The organism is Ruegeria sp. BJ5 (assembly GCF_056537865.1).
In genome coordinates this window covers 490,338-510,519 of the sequence record NZ_JBQFSH010000003.1, presented here as the reverse complement: position 1 = coordinate 510,519, position 20,182 = coordinate 490,338, and the positions used below count along the sequence as shown (strand labels likewise).

Below are 20,182 nucleotides of genomic sequence, written 5' to 3'. Positions count from 1 at the left end.
CAACCCGCATCTGACCCAGGTCAGGTGCGGGACCACAGGGCATTTTCGCCCAGCTTTTCGACAAATGCATCATGCGCAGCACGCTCATCCTCGGTAATCCGGGGCTGCAGTGGGTTGGGCCGTGGACCGGGGCGCCAGATGTCGCCACCGGTTGAGCTTTCGGCAGACGCCGAGGACAGGCCGAAATCGGGCTGCCGCCCGCCGATCAGTTCCAGATAGACCTCTGCCAGGATTTCCGAGTCGAGCAACGCGCCGTGCAGAACCCGGTTCGAGTTGTCGATGTTGAACCTCCGGCACAGGGCATCCAGCGAGGCGGGCGAGCCGGGAAACCTCTTGCGCGCGATCGCGAGCGTGTCCAGCGCCTGCTCCATCGGGATCGGGGGCAGACCCATCCATCCCAATTCAGCATTGAGGAATTTCATGTCGAATGACGCGTTGTGGATCACCAGCCGCGCATCCCCCACGAAATCGCGGAAGGCCTGCCCGACCTTCGCAAAGACGGGTTTGTCCTTCAGGGTGATCTGGCCGGGTTCGGGTTTTTGCGGCGGCTCCAGCAGGTCAGGGCCGATGCCGTGCACGCCGAAAGCCTCGGCCGGCATAGAACGTTCGGGGTTGATGTAGACGTGATAGGTCTCGCCCGTGGCGACGTGGTTCCACAGCTCGATGGCGCCGATCTCGACGATCCGGTCGCCGCTTTCGGGATCGAATCCAGTGGTTTCCGTATCCAGTACGATTTCACGCATCTGCCAATCCTGCCCTGATCTGCCTGACCACATCCTGCACCTGTGCGCGGGCATGGTCCAGAGTGTCGGTGACGATCACGAACTCCGACCGCGCGCATTTTTCGTCATTCGGCATCTGCTTGGCGCGGATCTGCTCGAACTGCGCCTCGGTCATCGTGCCCCGCGCCATGACGCGGCGCTTCTGCTCGTCTGGGGGAATTGACACACAAGCCACCGCATCCATCTGCGCCTCGCCGCCAGTTTCGAAAAGCAGAGGAATATCAAAGACAAGGATGTCCGACTTGGCCGCCTGTCGAAACGCTTCCCGATCTTGGGCCACCAGCGGGTGGACGATGGATTCGATCCGTTTCAACGCGGTCGGATCGGCGCTGATGATCCGTTTCAGGGCGTCACGGCTGACGGCCCCATCCTCGATCGCGTCGGGAAATGCCGCGCGGATCGGCACGACCGCCGCGCCGCCTTCCGCATACAGCCGATGCACGGCGGCGTCTGCATCCCACACGGCGCAGCCTTCCTGTGCGAACAGGTCGGCGGTGGTGCTTTTGCCCATTCCGATCGACCCGGTCAGACCCAGAGAGAAACTCATGCCAGAACCGCTGCGCGGGTTTCTTCCGTAACCTCGGGGCGCAGGCCGAACCACCGCTCGAACCCGGGCACCGCCTGATGCAGCAACATGCCCAGCCCGTCGACGACCGTGCAGCCCGCAGCCTCGGCCTGTTCCAGAAGGTGGGTCTTCAATGGCGTATAGACCAGATCGGTCACCACCGTTCCCGGCTGCAACCCGTCCAGCGGGACGCGCAGCTCGGGCTGACCCTGCATGCCCAGTGACGTAGTGTTCACCACCAGCTCGGCGTTTTCGATCACGTTTCCGGCCTGGACCCAATCGACCACGGTGATGCGCTGACCAAATTCCTCTTTCAGGTGATCGGCGCGCGACCGCGTGCGGTTGGTCAGCAGGATCTCGGGCACGCCGGCCTCGGCCAGCGCCTGCAGCACCGCCCGCGCGGCCCCGCCCGCGCCGAACACCACCGCCGGGCCATCCTGCGGCACCCAATCCGGCGCGCCCGCGCGCAGGTTCTGCATGAACCCGTACCCGTCGGTATTGTCCGCGTGGATCGAGCCATCGGCCCGGAACATCAGCGTATTCGCCGCCCCGATCACCGAGGCGCGGTCCGACACATGATCCGCCAGACGCATCGCGGCCTCTTTGTGCGGAACGGTGACATTGGCCCCGACGAACCCGGCCTTGGGCAAGCTACGCAGGACCGTTTCAAGATCTGCGGGCGCAACATCCATCGGCACATAATGGCCCGGCAAACCATAGGTCTTCAGCCAATAGCCATGCAGGACAGGCGATCGGGAATGGGCAATCGGGTGTCCGATGACTCCGGCCAGTGGAATGCGGTTTTCGGTCATTGTTCGATCACCCCTCGGACCGCAAGAAAATTGAGCAGCTCCAGCAGGGGCATACCCAAGACGTTAAAATAGTCGCCGTCAATGCTGGTGAACAGGCGCACGCCTTCTTCTTCCAGCTTGTAGGCCCCGACCGCGTGGCGGATGCTGTCCCAGTTGCGCGCGACATAGCCCTTCAGATAGGCATCCGAACTGGCACGCATCCGCAACCGGACCTGTCCGATATGGCGCCAGACTGGTTCGCCGTTCTGATAGATCACCGCCGCCGATAGCAGCATGTGACGCTTGCCGCGCATCGCCTTCAATTGCGACAGCGCTTCTTCGGGCGTTTCGGGCTTGGACAGCAGACGTCCGTCGAAATCGAGAACCTGGTCACAGCCCAGAACCATCGCGCCGGGCGTCTTGTCACTAACCTTGCGCGCCTTGAGCTCGGCCAGAGCATCGGCGATGTCGCGGGGCGGCGCGCCCTCAGCCAGAAGCGCGCGTTTGGCGGTATCCTCGTCCACGCGGGCGATCTGGACGGAAAACGGCACCCCGGCGTTCCGCAGCAACTGCGCGCGGATCTCGGACCCCGAGGCAAGAATGATGGGGACAGTCATGTGGAAAACCCCGTGGGCAAGTGGATCATTGGTCTTGAACGGTTTGTATGGTTTTCCGGTTGACACGCAAGCCCGCGATTTCGGCCTGAAACTTCCCTGAGTCGCTCAAAGACTGTCCGGTCGGGACAAGGATAACTCAGGATCTTGGGACTTCCTGTTCATCAAAAGATGTCCCTTGAGTTATCCCCAGTCCAGGTCCGCGATGTATAATCTAACTGTTTGTTTTTATTATGTAAAAAATGAAATCACCAGAATCACCCAGTTTTGGAATTTATTCATCCACCTGGGGAAAACTGGCGGACAAGAAAATAATCCACGGATTTTGCCCACCCTACAAAACCATCATCCTTTCTCTTTTCTATTTTTTTTATTAGGGAGGGTCCGACCAGTGCCGGGAAACCCGATGACCGATCTTCTCTTCACGCTGTACCCTTGGGTGAAATCGCTGCACATCATGGCGGTGATCTCGTGGATGGCGGGTTTGTTCTATTTGCCTCGTCTGTTCGTCTATCACGTCGAAAAGGCGCAGACCGTCGACGGCGCGCCCGAGATCTTCTTTGAAATGGAAGAAAAGCTGCTGCGCGTGATCATGCGCCCGGCGATGATCGTGGCCTGGGTCTGCGGCCTCATCATGGTGTTCACTCCCGGCATCGTCGGGTGGGACTGGTCCTGGCCCTGGGTCAAGGGCGCCGCGGTGATCGGCATGACCTGGTTCCATCACTGGCTGATGGCCCGGCGCAAGGATTTCGTTGAAGGCCGCAATACGCTCACAGGGCGCCAGTACCGCATGATGAATGAGGTTCCGACCGTTTTGATGGTCATCATCGTTCTGGCGGTCATTCTGAAGTTCTGAGGGCCATTTCCGCACCGGTTTGACTCGGGCGGCGACCGGCCTTATGTAGGTATCAACCCATCCGTCCGGATGGCGCATCTTCCTGTTTGAAATTCAACGCTGTGCCGCACCCTTGCGGCCAAGGTCCGTATCATAATGACAACCGAATCCCTGAATCTGGCCGATCTGAAGGCCAAAAGCCCCAAAGACCTTCTGGCCATGGCCGAAGAGCTCGAGATCGAAAACGCCTCGACCATGCGCAAGGGTGAGATGATGTTCCAGATCCTGCGCGAACGCGCGGATGAGGGCTGGACCGTGGGCGGTGACGGTGTGCTTGAGGTGCTGCAGGACGGCTTCGGCTTTCTGCGCTCGCCCGAGGCGAACTATCTGCCCGGCCCGGACGACATCTATGTCTCGCCCGAGATGATCCGCCAGCACTCGCTGCGCACCGGCGACACGGTCGAGGGCGAGATCAAGGCCCCGGAAGAGAACGAGCGATATTTCGCGCTGACGAAGGTGACCAAGATCAACTTCGAAGACCCGGAAAAGGCGAAACACAAGATCGCCTTTGACAACCTGACGCCGCTCTATCCAGACGAGCGGCTGAAGATGGAGATCGAAGATCCGACCATCAAGGACAAATCCGCCCGTGTGATCGACCTGGTTGCGCCGATCGGCAAGGGCCAGCGGTCGCTGATCGTGGCACCGCCGCGGACCGGTAAAACGGTGATCCTGCAGAACATCGCGCATTCGATCGAGCGCAACCATCCGGAGTGCTACCTGATCGTCCTGCTGATCGACGAGCGCCCCGAAGAGGTGACCGACATGCAACGCTCGGTGAAGGGCGAGGTGGTATCCTCGACCTTTGATGAACCGGCGACCCGCCACGTAGCCGTGTCCGAGATGGTGATCGAAAAAGCCAAGCGCCTGGTCGAACACAAACGAGATGTTGTTATTCTTCTCGACTCGATCACAAGACTTGGTAGGGCATTCAACACTGTGGTCCCGTCTTCCGGCAAAGTTTTGACCGGTGGTGTGGACGCAAACGCCCTGCAGCGGCCCAAACGATTCTTTGGTGCAGCGCGCAACATCGAAGAGGGCGGTTCGCTGACCATCATCGCCACCGCGCTGATCGACACCGGCAGCCGGATGGACGAGGTGATCTTTGAAGAATTCAAGGGCACCGGCAACTCGGAGATCGTTCTGGATCGCAAAATCGCAGACAAGCGGGTGTTCCCGGCGATCGACATCCTCAAGTCCGGCACCCGCAAAGAGGACCTGCTGGTCGACAAGGGCGATCTGGCCAAAACCTTCGTTCTGCGCCGTATCCTCAACCCGATGGGCACAACCGACGCGATCGAGTTCCTGTTGTCCAAGCTGAAACAGACCAAGACCAATTCCGAGTTCTTCGACTCGATGAATACCTGATACGGTCTTGTAACCGACGCGAGGCCTTCGAATGGAAACGATATTCGCCTTGGCCAGCGCGCAAGGCAAGGCAGGGGTCGCTGTGATCCGCCTGTCAGGACCGCAATCGCACCACGCGGCCAAAGTTCTGTCGGGTGGAGATTTGCCGTTGCGTGGCATGTGCCTGCGTGAGTTGCAGGCACCTGACGGGTCGCGTCTGGATGACGGGCTGGTCCTGACCTTCCACGGTCCGTCCAGCTTTACCGGCGAAGATGTTGCCGAGCTGCAGATCCATGGCAGCACGGCTTCGGTCAACGCGGTTCTGCGCGTCCTGTCCGAAATGCCGGATCTGCGACTGGCTGAACCGGGCGAGTTCACCCGGCGTGCTCTTGAAAATGGGAAGATGGACCTTGCCCAGGTCGAAGGCCTGGCCGATCTGATCGACGCAGAGACCGAGGCACAGCGTAAGCAGGCTCAGACCATCCTGGCCGGCGAATTGGGCGACCTGGCAGAACGGTGGCGGCGGGATTTGATCCGGGCGGCCTCATTGCTGGAGGCCGTCATCGATTTTGCAGATGAAGACGTGCCAACGGATGTGTCACCCGAGGTCCGATCGCTTGTAACTGCTGTCATGGCGGATCTAGAGCGGGAGGCGAAGGGCGTGAGGATTGCCGAGCGGATTCGCTCCGGCTTTGAAGTGGCTATCGTCGGCCCACCGAACGCGGGCAAGTCGACCTTGCTGAATGCGCTTGCGGGCCGAGAGGCGGCAATTACTTCGGAATATGCAGGCACCACCCGCGATATTATCGAGGTGCGGATGGACTTGGCAGGTCTGCCGGTCACGCTGTTAGATACGGCCGGGTTGCGCGAAACCGAGGATCACGTAGAGGGTCTTGGGATCGCTCTGGCTAGAAAGCGGGCGGAAAATGCCGACCTTCGCGTATTTCTGACCGAGGACCCGAAAGCTTTGGGAATCGATATGCAATCCGGCGACATCCAGGTTCTGCCGAAGTCCGACCTTCGTTTAGATGGGACAGAAGGCGTGTCCGGGAAGACAGGTCAGGGAATCGATCGCCTGATTCACAACATATCGGTAGTTTTGAGAGACAGAACCGCAAGTTCTGGTATTGCCACCCGGGAACGCCACCGTGTTGCAATGCTGAAATCCTCGGCCGCTCTCTCCGAAGCACTCAGGGTTCTGGATTCCGGCCCGGACCTGTACGATATTGCAGCAGAAGAGCTGCGGACCGCCATCCGCGCGTTGGGGTCTTTGGTCGGTCGAGTAGATGTGGAAAATCTTCTGGACGAAATATTCGCCAGCTTTTGTTTGGGTAAGTGAGGAGTGTTTCACGTGAAACATTCGGAGTTTGACGTCGTCGTTATCGGAGCGGGGCATGCGGGGGCAGAGGCGGCTCATGCCGCCGCGAGAATGGGCGCGAATACGGCGCTGGTCACGCTGTCCGAGACGGATATCGGCGTCATGTCCTGCAACCCGGCAATTGGAGGGCTGGGCAAGGGTCATCTGGTTCGTGAGATCGACGCGCTGGACGGCGTTATGGGGCGGGTCGCAGACCGGGCAGGTATCCAGTTTCGCCTGCTCAACCGCCGCAAGGGGCCGGCCGTTCAGGGGCCACGCGCTCAGGCTGACCGGGCATTGTACCGGGCCGCCATGCAGGCGGAAACGCGGAAGCGTCAAAACCTGACCGTCGTGACCGGCGAAGTCGTTGATTTTCGGATGGACGGAAAGCGTGTTGCCGGGGTTGTGCTGGGCGATGGTTCGGAGATTCCTGCGAAGGCGGTGATTCTGACGTCAGGTACGTTCCTTCGGGGGGTGATTCATATCGGCGATGCCCAACGCCCTGGCGGACGCATGGGTGACCGGCCCTCGGTCAGGTTGGCCGCACGTCTTGACAGTTATGACCTTCCGATGGGCCGTTTGAAGACCGGAACCCCGCCGCGTCTGGATGGGCGTACAATTGACTGGAGTGGTCTGGAGCGCCAGGAAGGGGATGCCGATCCCACCTTGTTTTCTTTCCTGTCGAAGGCGGTAGAAGCGCCTCAGATCGCGTGCGGGATCACCCATACCAACAGCCGCACCCATGACATCATCGAGAAAAACCTGAAGCGCTCGGCCATGTATGGTGGTCATATCGAAGGCGTTGGCCCGCGCTACTGCCCTTCGATCGAAGACAAGATTGTTCGGTTTGCGGACAAGGACTCCCACCAGATTTTCCTGGAGCCTGAAGGGGTTAATGACCACACGGTGTATCCAAACGGGATTTCGACTTCGCTGCCTCAGGATGTACAAGTTGAGTATGTCCGATCCATCAAAGGCCTTGAGGCTGCAGAGATCCTGCAGCCGGGTTATGCTATCGAATACGACTATGTGGACCCACGTGCGTTGAACGCATCCTTGGCCTTGCCGGAGATCCCAGGACTATATCTTGCGGGGCAGATCAACGGAACCACAGGGTATGAGGAAGCGGCCGCTCAGGGTCTGGTCGCGGGCCTGAATGCGGCGCTGGAAGTTCAGGGGCGAGACGTAATTCATTTTACCCGAGCCAATAGCTATATTGGTGTCATGATCGACGATCTGACCACACGGGGCGTAGCGGAACCTTATCGGATGTTCACCTCGCGCGCCGAGTTCCGTCTGTCCTTACGCGCCGACAATGCGGATCAACGCCTTACGCCGCAAGGCCTGGAAATTGGGTGTATATCGGATCATCGCCGCCTGGCTTTTGAAACAAAAATGGAAAAGCTGGGCGCTGCGAAGTCAGTACTAACCGAAAGGACTTATACCCCCAAGGAAATTCGCGCAGCTGGCATCGAAGTGAATCAGGATGGTAACCGCAGGGACGGAATGGCAATCTTGGCTTTTCCGAACGTGTGCTTCGAGGACCTTGTGCCGCTGATCCAGCAGCTGGAGGATGTCGACCAAGACACCCGTCGGCAGATCGAAAGGGACGCGCTATACACCAACTACATAGCTCGGCAACAACGAGATGTCGAAGCCATGAAGCGCGACGAAACCCATGCCATACCTGCGGATTTTGACTATTCCTCGCTCACAGGCCTTTCGAATGAGTTGAAGCAGAAGCTGTCAACCGCGCGACCAGCAAACATTGCCCAAGCGAGCCGCGTGGAGGGTGTTACACCTGCTGCTTTGACCTTGGTACTGGCGAAACTCAGAAGCAGTCAGAGAGCAAAAAAGGCATGAACGGCGACTCGTGCGCTTCGCCCGATGGCTTGAATGTTTCACGTGAAACATTCGAAAAGCTGTCAATCTTTGTCAATCTACTGCGAAAGTGGAATCCGAAGATAAACTTGGTTTCGCGCAGCACTCTGCCTGAGGTTTGGTCGCGGCACGTAAAGGACTCGATCCAGGTCTTTCATTTGGTTGAGCCAAAGAATCACTGGGTCGATCTGGGTAGCGGTGGCGGATTTCCCGGGCTGGTCTGCGCGATACTGGCCTCTGAAACATCGCCCGAGACGGAATTTACCCTGGTTGAGAGCGATCAGAGAAAATCGGCGTTTTTGCGGACCGTCATTCGAGAAACCAAGGCCAACTGCTCGGTGATTTCAAAGCGGATCGAGGTTGTGGATCCCTTGGGCGCTGATGTCCTGTCCGCAAGGGCGCTCGCGGACCTGACGACCTTATTGTCATTTTGTGACAGGCATTTAAAGGAAGATGGAGTGGCCGTGTTTCCCAAAGGCGCCACCTGGAAAAAAGAAATCGACGCGGCACAACGGGAATGGAGTTTTACCACGGAGCCGGCTAATAGTTTAACTGACCCCCAAGCTGTCATCCTGAAGATCAAAGGAGTCTCACGTGGTTGATCTGTCGCGCCCTGCAGGACCTCGTATCATGGCGGTTGCCAATCAGAAGGGTGGGGTCGGCAAGACTACGACAGCAATCAATCTGGCGGCGGGTTTGGCCGAGGCAGGATGCAAGGTTCTGGTCGTGGATCTGGACCCGCAGGGAAATGCGTCCACCGGGCTTGGGGTCGAGGATCGTGATTGGACCACGTATGATTTGATCCTGGACGAGGCGCCCTTGGAGGCCGTCGTGCAGGAAACCGAAATCGAAAACCTCAGTATCGTTCCGGCCACGGTTGACCTCAGCTCGGCCGATATTGAGCTGATCTCGAATGAAAAACGCAGCTACTTGCTGCACGACGCGCTCAGGCAACCGGCGATCGACAAGTTCGGTTTTGATTTCGTTCTGATCGACTGCCCGCCGTCCCTCAATCTGCTGACAGTCAACGCGATGGTGGCGGCGCACTCGGTGTTGGTTCCGTTGCAAAGCGAGTTCTTTGCGCTGGAAGGCCTGTCGCAACTGATGCTGACGATTCGAGAGGTTCGCCAGTCTGCGAATCCAGACCTCAGAATCGAAGGTATTGTGTTGACCATGTATGACAACCGCAACAACTTGTCCCGGCAGGTCGAAAAGGATGCGCGTGACAATCTGGGAGAGATGGTATTTAAAACCAAGATACCCAGAAATGTCCGGGTCAGCGAAGCGCCGTCATTTGCACTTCCGGTCCTTCAATATGACTCGGGGTCTCTGGGGGCGATGGCGTACCGGCATCTGGCACGCGAAATCATGCAAAAGAACAAAAAAGTGGCTGCCTGAGCGGCTGTCAGGAGGGCGAAGTGAGCGCCAGAAAAGGAAAACCTCGCGGATTGGGGCGCGGCTTGTCCGCCTTGATGGCGGATGTATCACAGGATCCTGAAGGCCGGGTCACAGCTGAACCACGTCGGCCAGACATGAAGGTTCCGATCGAGAAGCTGCGGGCAAACCCGAATCAGCCGCGCCGCACATTTTCACAGGATCAACTGGACGAGCTTGCTGCCTCGGTCAAAGAGAAAGGGATCATCCAGCCCCTGATCGTTCGCCCGGTCGGCGGCGGCGAATATGAAATCGTCGCGGGTGAGCGCCGCTGGCGCGCCGCGCAGATGGCACAGTTGCACGACATTCCGGTCGTCGTGCGCGAATTTGACGACACCGAAGTACTTGAAGTCGCCATCATCGAGAATATCCAGCGCGCTGATCTAAACGCAGTGGAGGAGGCCGCTGGCTACAAGCAGTTGATGGATCGGTTCGGTCACACCCAGGAAAAGCTGGCCGAAGCCCTGGGTAAGAGCCGCAGCCATATTGCCAACCTTCTGAGGCTGCTTTCACTGCCAAGTGACGTTCAAGCCCTTGTTATTGAAGGTAAAATTTCGGCCGGACACGCGCGCGCCCTTATCACGGCGGATAATCCGTCCGAACTGGCGAAAATTGTCGTGAAAGACGGCTTGTCAGTCCGCGCGACCGAGGCGCTGGTCAAGAAGCAACAACAGGGCGACAAGGATCGTCCCGCACCGCGGTCGCGGGACCTCAATGCAGGTAAGGACGCGGATACGCGGGCTTTGGAAAAAGACCTTTCTGCGATTCTGGCGATGAAGGTGGTCATCAACCACAAGCCCGGAACCGAGACCGGGCAGGTGGTGTTGACCTATGAAAACCTGGATCAACTGGATGATCTGTGTGCCAAGCTCAGCCGTTAGGGCGTGACCAGATAAAGATCATCACCGCGCCCAAGGTCACGGCCTGAATAATCAGGACATGGCTGGGCACAGAGACCAAAACCGACAAACCAAAGACGGCGGCAACCGACAGGGTCGCCGCCTTTTTTGCGGCTGGCCGGATAGCGCCCGAGGTTTGCCAATCAAGGATCAACGGGCCGAAGGTTCGGTGAGACATCAGCCAGTTGTGCAGCCGGGAAGAAGAGCGCGCGAAACAGAAGGCGGCCAGCAATAGGAACGGAACGGTGGGAAGCAGGGGCAGGGCAACACCGATCATGGCCAACGCAACGCAGAGCAATCCCAGTGTGGCCCACAAATAGTGCATGTCTAATCCAGCAACTCACGGATCACCGCATTGAGAACCGCGCGGCCGTCAGCAGTTGCGGAAACGCGGGGTCCGTCTTGGGCGATCATTCCGATGTCTTGCAGGTAGTCCAGTTTGGGTTGTGGCAAAGGGTGCCCGGACAGGCGATTGAAACGGTCCATATATAGACCTTCAGTCAAGCGAAGACACATCATGAGGTATTCATTCGCTTGTTCTTCGTCGGTCAGTGGGGTCCGCAGCTTCTCGCCATTTCCCTGCTCGGCGGCATTCAGCCACGCGTTCGGTGCCAGATGGGTTTCGGTTGCGATCCGTTGGCCATCTACTGTGATCCGTCCATGGGCGCCCGGTCCGATGCCGACATAATCGCCATAGCGCCAATAGATCAGGTTGTGCCGCGACTCGGCCCCGGGAACGGCGTGGTTCGACACCTCGTAGGCGGGCATGCCGTGGGCTTCGCAGACCTCTTGCGTGGCCACGTACATGTCGGCGGCGTTGTCGTCCTCGGGCAGGCCACGCAGCTTGCCGACCGAGTAGCGGTCGCCAAAGGCAGTGCCTGCCTCGATGGTCAGCTGGTACAGTGACAGATGGTCGATCGCCATCGACAGCGCCTCGGTCAGCTCGGCGCGCCAGGCTTCAAGCGTCTGGTACTGGCGGGCATAGATCAGGTCGAAGCTGACCCTGTCGAAACAGGTGCGGGCAATGTCGAAGGCGGCGCGTGCCTCGGCCACGCTATGGATGCGGCCCAGCCGCCTTAGATCTTCGTCATTCATCGCCTGAATGCCCATCGAGATCCGGTTCACGCCCGCATCGCGATAGGCGGCGAACCGTCCGGCTTCGACCGAGCCGGGATTGGCCTCGAGCGTGATTTCCATGTCATTGGCGGGTCGCCATAGGCTGCGGGCGGTGTCGATCACGGCGGCGACGGTTTCGGGCGCCATCAGCGATGGGGTGCCGCCGCCAAAGAAGATCGTGTTCAGAACCCGGTCGGGGGTTTCGGTGGCCGAGCGCTTCAGCTCGGACAGATATGCGTCAAGCCATTGTTTTTGATCAATATTTCTGGAAACATGGCTGTTGAAATCGCAATAGGGGCACTTGGCCTCGCAAAAGGGCCAATGCACGTACAGGCCAAAGCCCCCGTTGCGCCAATCATCCGCCAAAACAGCCTTTCACGAACAGCTCCACCGCGCGACCACGGTGGCTGATCTTGTTCTTTTCCCAGCGATCCATCTCGGCAAAGGTAATGTCGAATCCGTCAGGGACGAACATCGGATCATAGCCGAACCCGTCCTTGCCACGGATCGGCCAGACCAGATGACCGGGTGCGACGCCCTCGAACACCTCGTCATGGCCGTCGGGCCAGGCCAGAACCAACGTACAGCGGAACTGAGCGGTGCGTGGATGCGGAGCGTTGCGCGCCTCAAGCTCGGTGTGGGCGCGAGTCATGGCCATCAGGAAATCGCGACCATTTCCGGTTTCGGCCCAGTCGGCGGTGTACACGCCCGGCGCGCCATCCAGCGCATCGATGGTGATTCCGGAATCGTCGGACAGGGCCGGCAGGCCAGTGGCCTGTGCGGCCGCGTGGGCCTTGATGCGCGCGTTGCCGACGAACGTGTCCTCGGTCTCTTCGGGTTCGGGCAGGTTCATCTCGGCCGCGCCCACGACGGTCACGCCAAAGGGCTCGAGCAGATGGGCCATCTCCTCGAGCTTGCCTTTGTTGTGCGTGGCCACCAGCAGCCGATCACCTTCGAACCGGCGGGTCATGCGGTGGCGGCCTTTTGCGCGGCCACCAGCTCGGACACGCCTTTTTCTGCCAGTTCCATCAGCTGATCCATCTGCGCGCGGCTGAAGACCGAACCTTCGGCGCTCATCTGCACCTCGATCAGCTTGCCCGAGCCGGTCATGATGAAGTTTCCGTCAACGCCGGCCTCGCTGTCTTCGGGATAGTCCAGGTCCAGAACGGGCTGGCCGGCATAGATGCCGCACGATACGGCGGCGACCGGATCGACCAGCGGGTCCGTGATCACGTCGCCGGCCTTCATCAGCTTGTTCACCGCCAGCCGCAGCGCGACCCAGCCGCCGGTGATCGAGGCGCAGCGGGTGCCGCCATCGGCCTGCAGCACGTCACAATCGACGGTGATCTGGCGTTCGCCCAAGGCGACGCGGTCGACCCCGGCGCGCAGGGCGCGGCCGATCAGACGCTGGATCTCGACGGTCCGGCCACCCTGTTTGCCGCTGGCGGCCTCGCGCCGCATCCGGGTGTTCGTCGCGCGGGGTAGCATGCCGTATTCGGCGGTGACCCAGCCCAGGCCTGACCCCTTGATGAAAGGCGGCACACGATCCTCGATCGTGGCAGTGCACAGAACATGGGTGTCGCCGATCTTGATCAGGCAGGAACCTTCGGCGTGTTTGGTAAACCCGGTCTCGATTGAAACCGGGCGCATTTCGCTTAAATCTCGTCCAGAGGGTCGCATGAGATATCCTTTGTCTGCTGGCTTGGGGATAACGCCCGGCATGGCAGCGATGCAACCCCGATTGACCTTTCTGTTGGCAGCTATTTAATGGCCACCCAGCAAGGGAACCACCGATGAGTGAAGCGAGCAAAATTCTGGACGAGTTGAACGACCGGTCGCGGGAAGTGTTTCGCCTGATCGTCGAAAGCTATCTGGAAAGCGGTGAGCCTGTCGGCAGCCGCACCCTCAGCCGGTCGCTCAGCGAAAAAGTCAGTGCGGCAACGGTTCGCAATGTCATGCAGGATCTCGAATTTCTGGGCCTTTTGGGCAGTCCGCATGTCAGCGCCGGCCGGGTGCCCACACAGGTCGGGTTGCGCATGTTCGTCGACGGCCTGCTTGAAGTTGGCGACCTGGGCGAGGACGACCGCAAGAAGCTGGATGAAACACTGGGCAGCAATTCCGGTGATGTCAGCGGTATGCTGGATCGCGTCGGGGCTGCCTTGTCGAACGTCACGCATGGCGCGTCGCTGGTGCTGACACCCAAGCACGAATCCGAAATCAAGCATATCGAGTTCGTTTCCCTGGGTCATGACCGGGCCCTGGTGGTTTTGGTTTTCGCAGATGGCCATGTGGAGAACCGGCTGTTCACGCCACCTCCGGGTCAGACGCCCAGTTCGATGCGTGAGGCCGCCAATTTCCTGAACGCCCTGATCGAGGGACGGAAACTGTCTGATGTGCGCCGGATGATCCAGACCGAAATCGCAGCGCGCAGGCAAGAGATCGACGTGCTGGCCCGCGAGCTTGTGGAAAGCGGCCTTGCGGCCTGGGAGGGTGAGGCGTCGGACTCGGCGCGTCTGATCGTGCGCGGGCGGGCGAATCTGCTGGGCGAAACCGGTCAAGAAGAGGAGCTGGAGCGAATCCGGGTCTTGTTTGACGATCTGGAACGCAAGCGTGACATTGCCGAATTCCTCGAATTGACCGAGGAAGGCGAAGGTGTGCGCATTTTTATCGGTTCCGAGAACAAACTTTTCTCACTTTCGGGTTCCTCTTTGGTGGTGTCTCCTTATATGAACGCTGATCGAAAGATAATCGGCGCCGTTGGCGTGATCGGGCCGACCCGTCTGAACTATGGGCGGATCGTGCCGATCGTGGACTACACGGCGCAACTGGTTGGGAAGCTGATTTCCGATCGGAGCTAGAGGGTAAAAGATGGCAGAGCCGAAGAACGAAGACTTTCTGGACGACATTGCAACTGCCGAGGCGGAAGAACTGGCCGAGGAGATGGCCGAGATCAGCGAAGAAGCGCTGGAACTGGATGCCCTGAAGGCCGAGCGCGACGAGTTGCGCGACAAGTTCATGCGCGCCCTCGCGGATGCGGAAAACGCACGCAAGCGTGGCGACAGGGCCCGCCGCGAGGCCGAACAGTATGGTGGGTCCAAACTGGCGCGCGACATGCTGCCGGTCTACGACAACATGAAACGAGCGCTCGAGGCGGCTACGGACGAGCAGAAAGAGGTCGCAGCCGGCCTGATCGAAGGTGTCGAGCTGACCATGCGCGTGTTGAAGGACGTATTCCAGAAACACGGGATCGAGGTCATCACACCCGAGGTTGGCGACAAGTTCGACCCGAACCTGCACGAAGCCATGTTCGAAGCCCCGGTGCCGGGCACCAAGGCGGGCGAGATCATCCAGGTCTCGGCCGAAGGTTTCATGCTGCATGACCGCCTGCTGCGTCCGGCGCAGGTGGGGGTCAGCTCGACCCCGGCCAGCTGACGGGCCAGTGCTTCAGTGACAATTGAATGGGGCGGTCAGGATCTGGCCGCCTCTTTCAGTTTGTAGATCAGGTCCAGTGCTTCGCGGGGGGTCAGCTCGTCCGGCAGGATCTGGTCCAGCATGTCGGTGACCGGCGAGGCCTTCGCAACCGGTGGCGGCGGGGGCGGTGCGGCGGAAAACAGCGGCAGATCATCGATCAGCGCCTTTTGCTTGCCGCCCTCGCGCTCGGTCTTCTCCAACTGGTCCAGAACCACGCGTGCGCGCTCGACCACCGAGGCGGGCAGGCCGGCCAATTGCGCGACCTGCACGCCGTAAGAGCGGTCGGCCGCGCCCTTGTGAACCTCGTGCAGGAAGATCACTTCGCCCTCCCATTCCTTGACCGCGACGGTCGCATTTTCGACGCCCTCCAGCTTGCCGGCCAGCGCGGTCAGTTCGTGGTAATGCGTGGCGAACAACGCCCGGCAGCGGTTGGCGGCGTGCAGATGTTCCAGCGTGGCCCAGGCGATGGACAAGCCGTCATAGGTGGCGGTGCCGCGCCCGATTTCATCGAGGATCACCAGCGCCCGGTCATCGGCCTGGTTGAGGATCGCCGCGGTTTCGACCATCTCGACCATGAAGGTCGATCGCCCCCGCGCCAGATCGTCGGAGGCGCCCACGCGGCTGAACAGCTGGCTGACCAGCCCAATATGGGCGCGTTCGGCCGGAACGAAACTGCCCATCTGCGCCAGCAGCGCGATCAGTGCGTTCTGGCGCAGGAAGGTCGATTTACCGGCCATGTTGGGGCCGGTCAGCAGCCAGATGGCCGCACCGTCCTCGGCGCTGAGGTCGCAGTCATTGGCGATGAAGGCATCACCGGATTGCTGGCGCAGCGCATGTTCCACAACCGGATGACGCCCCGCAACGACATCAAAGGCGCGGGAGCCGTCCACCTGTGGGCGGCACCAGTTCTCGCCCCGCGCCAGATCGGCCAGCGCGGTGGTCAGGTCCAGTTCAGCCAACCCGCGCGCGGCCTGATTGATGCGGGCAGCCTGCGCCAGAATCTCGTCGGAAAGCCTTTGATAGAGCCGCTTTTCGATCTCAAGCGCCAGGTTGCCGGCGTTCAGGATGCGGGTTTCGATCTCGCTGAGCTCAACCGTGGTGAACCGCACCTGGTTGGCGGTGGTCTGGCGATGAATATAGGTCTCGCTGAAGGGCGGGTTCAGCATCTTTTCGGCATGGGTGGCCGTGGTCTCGATGAAATAGCCCAGCACGTTATTGTGCTTGATCTTCAGCGAAGCGATGCCGGTATGTTCCGCGTATTTTTGCTGAAACCCGGCAATGACCGAGCGGCCTTCGTCGCGCAGGGTGCGGGCCTCGTCCAGCTCGGCGTCGAAACCGGGGGCGATGAAGCCGCCATCGCGTGCCAGCAGCGGCGGATCGGCGACCAGCGCCTGATCCAGCAGGCCGAGCAGATCGTCGAAGCCCACGAGGTTCTGCACCGCGGTCGCCAGCAGCACCGGCAGATCCTGACCGGCACAGATTTCGGCAATCGCCTGCGCCTGCGCCAGCCCGTTGCGGATGGCAGCCAGATCGCGCGGACCGCCTCGCTCGAGCGACAGGCGCGACAGGGCGCGGTCCAGATCGGGCGTTTTGCGCAGCGCCTCGCGCAGATCGGCGGCGATCAGGCTGTCCTGGGCGGCAAAATCCACCGCATCCAGCCGGGCATGGATCACATCCAGATTGCGCGAGGGGCTGGACAGGCGTTGTTCCAACAGGCGCGCGCCGCCCGGGGTCACCGTCCGGTCCACCACCGACAGCAGCGATCCGGCCCGTCCGCCCGACAAGGACCGTGTGAGTTCCAGATTGCGGCGGGTGGCTGCGTCGATCTGCACGACGCGATCCTCGGATTCCTTCATCGGCGTCTGCAGCAGCGGCAATTTGCCCTTCTGCGTGATTTCCAGATAGTCGATCAGCGCGCCCATGGCGGAAATCTCGGCCCGCCCAAAGCTGCCGAACGCGTCCAGCGTGCCCACGTGAAACAAGCCGCAGATGCGTTTTTCTGCCGCAGTGCTGTCGAAACTGGCCCGCCCGATGGGGGTGAGCGCGATGCCCAGGTCTTGGACCGTGTCGCGCAGACTGGCCTCGGATCCATCGGCCACGATCAGCTCGGACGGGGCCAGCCGGGCCAGCTCGGGGCTGAGGCGGACCGAGGTCAGCGGCATCACGTGAAACGCCCCGGTCGAGATGTCGGCCCAGGCCAGCGCGGCCTCGTCGCGCACCTCGGCATAGGCGGCCAGAAAGTTGTGGCGGCGGGCCTCCAGCAGGGCGTCCTCGGTCAGGGTGCCGGGGGTGACAAGGCGCACGACATCGCGCTTTACCACCGATTTAGAGCCTCTTTTCTTAGCCTCGGCCGGGCTTTCCATCTGTTCGCAGACGGCGACGCGAAAGCCCTTGCGGATCAGCGTCAGCAGATAGCCCTCGGCCGAATGTACCGGCACGCCGCACATGGGGATATCTTCGCCATTGTGCTTGCCGCGCTTGGTGAGGGCGATGTCCAGCGCCTCGGCGGCGTTCACGGCATCCTCGAAGAACATCTCGTAGAAATCGCCCATGCGGTAAAACAGCAGGGCGTCTTTGTGGGCCTCTTTGATTTCCAGGTATTGCGCCATCATCGGCGTGACGTTGGACAAGGCTGCTCCCCTCTGGCGTATTCCGGCGCGACCTTACAAATCCCCCAACCGCGACGAAAGGTGAAATCGCATAGTCGTTGAGGCGCGCCCCCGGCTGCGGTATGAGGCGAAAAGCCCCCAAGTCATGGAACCGACCGTCACAATGCCCAAAGCGAAGATCACCAAAGAAGAGGCGCTGGCCTTTCACCTGGAACCCACCCCCGGCAAGTGGGAGGTGCAGGCCACCGTTCCCATGACCACGCAGCGCGATCTGTCGCTGGCCTACAGCCCCGGCGTGGCGGTTCCGTGCGAAGCCATCGCCGAGAACCCCGAGACCGCCTATGATTATACCAACAAGGGCAACCTTGTGGCCGTGATCTCGAACGGGACGGCGGTTCTAGGGCTGGGCAACCTGGGGGCGCTAGGGTCCAAGCCGGTGATGGAGGGCAAATCGGTCCTGTTCAAACGCTTCGCCGACGTGAACTCGATCGATATCGAGCTGGACACCGAGGACCCCGACGAATTCTGCCGCGCAGTGCGGCTGATGGGGCCGACCTTCGGCGGCATCAACTTGGAAGACATCAAGGCGCCGGAATGTTTCATCATCGAGCAGCGCCTGAAGGAAGAGATGGACATCCCCGTCTTTCACGACGACCAGCACGGCACGGCGGTGATCTGCGCGGCGGGGCTGATCAACGCGCTGCACATCTCGGGCAAGAAGATCGAGGATGTGAAGATCGTCCTGAACGGGGCCGGAGCGGCAGGGATCGCCTGTATCGAACTGCTCAAGGCGATGGGCGCCCGGCACGAGAACTGCATCGTCTGCGACACCAAGGGCGTGATCTATCAGGGCCGGACCGAGGGCATGAATCAGTGGAAATCGGCGCATGCGATTGCGACCGATCTGCGCACGCTGGAAGAGGCCATGAAGGGCGCCGACGTGTTCCTGGGCGTATCCGTCAAAGGCGCGGTCACGCAAGAGATGGTCGCCAGCATGGCCGACAATCCGGTGATCTTCGCAATGGCCAATCCCGATCCGGAAATCACCCCGGAAGAGGCACACGAGGTGCGCGTTGACGCCATCGTGGCCACCGGGCGCAGCGACTACCCCAACCAGGTCAACAACGTTCTGGGCTTTCCCTATCTGTTCCGCGGGGCGCTGGACATCCACGCCCGCGCCATCAATGACGAGATGAAGATCGCCTGCGCCCATGCGCTGGCCCGTCTCGCGCGCGAGGATGTGCCCGACGAAGTGGCACTGGCCTATGGCAAATCGCTGACCTTCGGGCGCGACTACATCATTCCCACGCCGTTCGATCCGCGTCTGATCCATCGGATTCCGCCCGCGGTTGCGAAGGCCGGGATGGACACAGGCGCGGCCCGGCGGCCGATCATCGACATGGAGGCCTATGAGCTGAGCCTCAAGTCGCGCATGGACCCGACCGCCAGCATTCTGCGCGGCCTGAACGCCCGGGCGCGTGCGGCACAAAACCGGATTGTCTTTGCGGAAGGTGACGACCCCCGCGTTTTGCGTGCGGCGGTGATGTATCAACGGTCAGGATTTGGCAAAGCCCTGGTGGTGGGCCGGCACGATGACGTGAAAGCCAAGCTCGAGGGCGCTGGTCTGGGCGACGCGGTGCGTGAATTGGAGGTGATCAACGCCGCCAACACGCAGCACCTGCAAACCTACAAGGACTTTCTCTACAAACGCCTGCAGCGGCGCGGGTTCGATGGCAAGGACGTACATCGCCTCGCGGCCCGCGACAGGCATGTGTTTTCCGCGCTGATGCTGGCCCATGGGCACGCCGACGGGTTGGTGACAGGTGCAACCCGGAAATCGGCGCATGTTCTGGACCAGATCAATCACGTATTCGACGCCGATGCCGCCCATGGCGCCGCCGGAATCACCGCGCTGCTGCACAAGGGCCGGATCGTGCTGATCGGCGACACGCTGGTGCATGAATGGCCCGACGAGAACGATCTGGCGACGGTTGCCGAACGCGCCGCCACGGTTGCCCGCCACATGGGGCTGGAGCCTCGGGTGGCCTTCGTCAGCTTCTCGACCTTCGGCTATCCGGTCTCCGAGCGGACTGAGAAACTGTACAAGGCCCCGCAGGTGCTGGAGGCGCGCGGCGTCGATTTCGAATACGAGGGCGAGATGACCGTCGACGTGGCGCTGAACGCCCACCAGCAAGAGGCCTATCCCTTCTGCCGCCTGACCGGGCCGGCCAACATCCTGATCGTGCCCGCACGGCACTCGGCCTCGATTTCCACCAAGCTGATGCAGGAAATGGCCGATGCTACGGTGATCGGCCCGATCCTGACCGGCATCGACAAGCCGATCCAGATCTGTTCGACCGGCTCGACCGCGAATGACATCCTGAACATGGCCATCCTGGCCTCGTGCGACATGGCGTGATC

The 20,182-nt window shown here is 60.8% G+C and carries 19 protein-coding genes; 10 read left to right on the top strand and 9 right to left on the bottom strand.

The window, feature by feature from the left end:
- Positions 1-20: 20 nt before the first annotated feature.
- Genes dnaQ through ACR0NY_RS13205 form a run of 4 tightly spaced genes read right to left on the bottom strand, consistent with a single transcriptional unit; the run spans position 21 to position 2,755 of the window.
- On the bottom strand, positions 21-743 hold the full coding sequence (dnaQ, locus tag ACR0NY_RS13220; protein ID WP_170368989.1) for a DNA polymerase III subunit epsilon: 723 nt from the start codon (positions 741-743) through the stop codon (positions 21-23).
- A complete protein-coding gene (gene coaE / locus ACR0NY_RS13215) occupies positions 736-1,329 on the bottom strand; it encodes a dephospho-CoA kinase (protein WP_170340675.1) in 594 nt (197 codons plus the stop codon). Before coaE ends, dnaQ begins: the two co-directional genes overlap by 8 nt.
- Positions 1,326-2,159, bottom strand: a complete 834-nt coding sequence (locus ACR0NY_RS13210; RefSeq protein WP_170368990.1) for a shikimate dehydrogenase — start codon at positions 2,157-2,159, stop codon at positions 1,326-1,328. The genes coaE and ACR0NY_RS13210 overlap by 4 nt, the downstream gene beginning before the upstream one ends.
- Positions 2,156-2,755, bottom strand: coding sequence for a Maf family protein (locus ACR0NY_RS13205; protein WP_170340677.1), 600 nt, complete (start codon positions 2,753-2,755; stop codon positions 2,156-2,158). The genes ACR0NY_RS13210 and ACR0NY_RS13205 overlap by 4 nt, the downstream gene beginning before the upstream one ends.
- A 403-nt stretch (positions 2,756-3,158) precedes the next feature.
- Between ACR0NY_RS13205 and ACR0NY_RS13200 the strand changes: the two genes are divergently transcribed.
- From ACR0NY_RS13200 to ACR0NY_RS13170, 7 genes are all read left to right on the top strand, one after another.
- Positions 3,159-3,608 carry a CopD family protein gene (locus tag ACR0NY_RS13200; protein WP_170340679.1) on the top strand — a complete coding sequence of 150 codons (450 nt, stop codon included), beginning with the start codon at positions 3,159-3,161 and terminating at the stop codon, positions 3,606-3,608.
- Between the two features lie 135 nt (positions 3,609-3,743).
- Positions 3,744-5,015 carry a transcription termination factor Rho gene (rho, locus tag ACR0NY_RS13195; RefSeq protein ID WP_093963893.1) on the top strand — a complete coding sequence of 424 codons (1,272 nt, stop codon included), beginning with the start codon at positions 3,744-3,746 and terminating at the stop codon, positions 5,013-5,015.
- A gap of 31 nt (positions 5,016-5,046) precedes the next feature.
- The gene (gene mnmE / locus ACR0NY_RS13190; RefSeq protein WP_170368991.1) at positions 5,047-6,333 is read left to right on the top strand and encodes a tRNA uridine-5-carboxymethylaminomethyl(34) synthesis GTPase MnmE; all 1,287 of its coding nucleotides are present in this window, start codon (positions 5,047-5,049) and stop codon (positions 6,331-6,333) included.
- 12 nt (positions 6,334-6,345) lie between these two features.
- Complete coding sequence (mnmG, locus tag ACR0NY_RS13185; protein ID WP_170368992.1) at positions 6,346-8,214, top strand: tRNA uridine-5-carboxymethylaminomethyl(34) synthesis enzyme MnmG; 1,869 nt, start codon at positions 6,346-6,348, stop codon at positions 8,212-8,214.
- Positions 8,211-8,834, top strand: a complete 624-nt coding sequence (gene rsmG / locus ACR0NY_RS13180; protein WP_170340683.1) for a 16S rRNA (guanine(527)-N(7))-methyltransferase RsmG — start codon at positions 8,211-8,213, stop codon at positions 8,832-8,834. The genes mnmG and rsmG overlap by 4 nt, the downstream gene beginning before the upstream one ends.
- On the top strand, positions 8,827-9,630 hold the full coding sequence (locus ACR0NY_RS13175; RefSeq protein WP_315901682.1) for a ParA family protein: 804 nt from the start codon (positions 8,827-8,829) through the stop codon (positions 9,628-9,630). Before rsmG ends, ACR0NY_RS13175 begins: the two co-directional genes overlap by 8 nt.
- Before the next feature lie 20 nt (positions 9,631-9,650).
- On the top strand, positions 9,651-10,547 hold the full coding sequence (locus tag ACR0NY_RS13170; RefSeq protein WP_170340687.1) for a ParB/RepB/Spo0J family partition protein: 897 nt from the start codon (positions 9,651-9,653) through the stop codon (positions 10,545-10,547).
- Here the strand turns inward: ACR0NY_RS13170 and ACR0NY_RS13165 are convergent.
- From ACR0NY_RS13165 to rph, 4 genes are read right to left on the bottom strand one after another with little or no spacing between them, the layout of a single operon-like run.
- The gene (locus ACR0NY_RS13165; RefSeq protein ID WP_093963898.1) at positions 10,537-10,890 is read right to left on the bottom strand and encodes a YbaN family protein; all 354 of its coding nucleotides are present in this window, start codon (positions 10,888-10,890) and stop codon (positions 10,537-10,539) included. The two genes, ACR0NY_RS13170 and ACR0NY_RS13165, sit on opposite strands and share 11 nt — an antisense overlap.
- Positions 10,891-10,892: 2 nt before the next feature.
- Positions 10,893-12,047 (bottom strand): radical SAM family heme chaperone HemW, encoded by a 1,155-nt coding sequence (gene hemW / locus ACR0NY_RS13160; RefSeq protein WP_170340689.1) that lies wholly within the window; start codon positions 12,045-12,047, stop codon positions 10,893-10,895.
- Positions 12,037-12,651 (bottom strand): RdgB/HAM1 family non-canonical purine NTP pyrophosphatase, encoded by a 615-nt coding sequence (gene rdgB / locus ACR0NY_RS13155; RefSeq protein WP_093963900.1) that lies wholly within the window; start codon positions 12,649-12,651, stop codon positions 12,037-12,039. Before rdgB ends, hemW begins: the two co-directional genes overlap by 11 nt.
- Positions 12,648-13,361, bottom strand: coding sequence for a ribonuclease PH (gene rph / locus ACR0NY_RS13150; protein WP_005979825.1), 714 nt, complete (start codon positions 13,359-13,361; stop codon positions 12,648-12,650). The genes rdgB and rph overlap by 4 nt, the downstream gene beginning before the upstream one ends.
- Positions 13,362-13,474: 113 nt before the next feature.
- Between rph and hrcA the strand changes: the two genes are divergently transcribed.
- Positions 13,475-14,539, top strand: a complete 1,065-nt coding sequence (hrcA, locus tag ACR0NY_RS13145; RefSeq protein WP_093963901.1) for a heat-inducible transcriptional repressor HrcA — start codon at positions 13,475-13,477, stop codon at positions 14,537-14,539.
- Positions 14,540-14,549: 10 nt separating this feature from the next.
- Positions 14,550-15,113: a nucleotide exchange factor GrpE gene (locus ACR0NY_RS13140; RefSeq protein WP_093963902.1), complete on the top strand. Its 564-nt coding sequence runs from the start codon at positions 14,550-14,552 to the stop codon at positions 15,111-15,113.
- A 35-nt stretch (positions 15,114-15,148) separates the two neighbouring features.
- Here the strand turns inward: ACR0NY_RS13140 and mutS are convergent, their stop codons facing one another.
- Positions 15,149-17,764, bottom strand: a complete 2,616-nt coding sequence (mutS, locus tag ACR0NY_RS13135; protein WP_170369245.1) for a DNA mismatch repair protein MutS — start codon at positions 17,762-17,764, stop codon at positions 15,149-15,151.
- Positions 17,765-17,924: 160 nt separating this feature from the next.
- Between mutS and ACR0NY_RS13130 the strand changes: the two genes are divergently transcribed.
- Positions 17,925-20,180, top strand: a complete 2,256-nt coding sequence (locus ACR0NY_RS13130) for an NADP-dependent malic enzyme (protein ID WP_170368993.1) — start codon at positions 17,925-17,927, stop codon at positions 20,178-20,180.
- Positions 20,181-20,182 lie beyond the last annotated feature (2 nt).

Bases quoted from the DNA above. Each gene is read 5' to 3' on its own strand.
- ACR0NY_RS13205 (WP_170340677.1), bottom strand. From the start codon at position 2,755: ATGACTGTCCCCATCATTCTTGCCTCGGGGTCCGAGATCCGCGCGCAG.
- rph (WP_005979825.1), bottom strand. From the start codon at position 13,361: ATGCGACCCTCTGGACGAGATTTAAGCGAAATGCGCCCGGTTTCAATC.
- ACR0NY_RS13210 (WP_170368990.1), bottom strand. From the start codon at position 2,159: ATGACCGAAAACCGCATTCCACTGGCCGGAGTCATCGGACACCCGATT.
- ACR0NY_RS13200 (WP_170340679.1), top strand. From the start codon at position 3,159: ATGACCGATCTTCTCTTCACGCTGTACCCTTGGGTGAAATCGCTGCAC.
- dnaQ (WP_170368989.1), bottom strand. From the start codon at position 743: ATGCGTGAAATCGTACTGGATACGGAAACCACTGGATTCGATCCCGAA.
- ACR0NY_RS13130 (WP_170368993.1), top strand. From the start codon at position 17,925: ATGCCCAAAGCGAAGATCACCAAAGAAGAGGCGCTGGCCTTTCACCTG.
- rho (WP_093963893.1), top strand. From the start codon at position 3,744: ATGACAACCGAATCCCTGAATCTGGCCGATCTGAAGGCCAAAAGCCCC.
- mnmE (WP_170368991.1), top strand. From the start codon at position 5,047: ATGGAAACGATATTCGCCTTGGCCAGCGCGCAAGGCAAGGCAGGGGTC.
- hrcA (WP_093963901.1), top strand. From the start codon at position 13,475: ATGAGTGAAGCGAGCAAAATTCTGGACGAGTTGAACGACCGGTCGCGG.
- mutS (WP_170369245.1), bottom strand. From the start codon at position 17,764: ATGATGGCGCAATACCTGGAAATCAAAGAGGCCCACAAAGACGCCCTG.
- rdgB (WP_093963900.1), bottom strand. From the start codon at position 12,651: ATGACCCGCCGGTTCGAAGGTGATCGGCTGCTGGTGGCCACGCACAAC.
- coaE (WP_170340675.1), bottom strand. From the start codon at position 1,329: ATGAGTTTCTCTCTGGGTCTGACCGGGTCGATCGGAATGGGCAAAAGC.
- ACR0NY_RS13165 (WP_093963898.1), bottom strand. From the start codon at position 10,890: ATGCACTATTTGTGGGCCACACTGGGATTGCTCTGCGTTGCGTTGGCC.
- ACR0NY_RS13140 (WP_093963902.1), top strand. From the start codon at position 14,550: ATGGCAGAGCCGAAGAACGAAGACTTTCTGGACGACATTGCAACTGCC.
- rsmG (WP_170340683.1), top strand. From the start codon at position 8,211: ATGAACGGCGACTCGTGCGCTTCGCCCGATGGCTTGAATGTTTCACGT.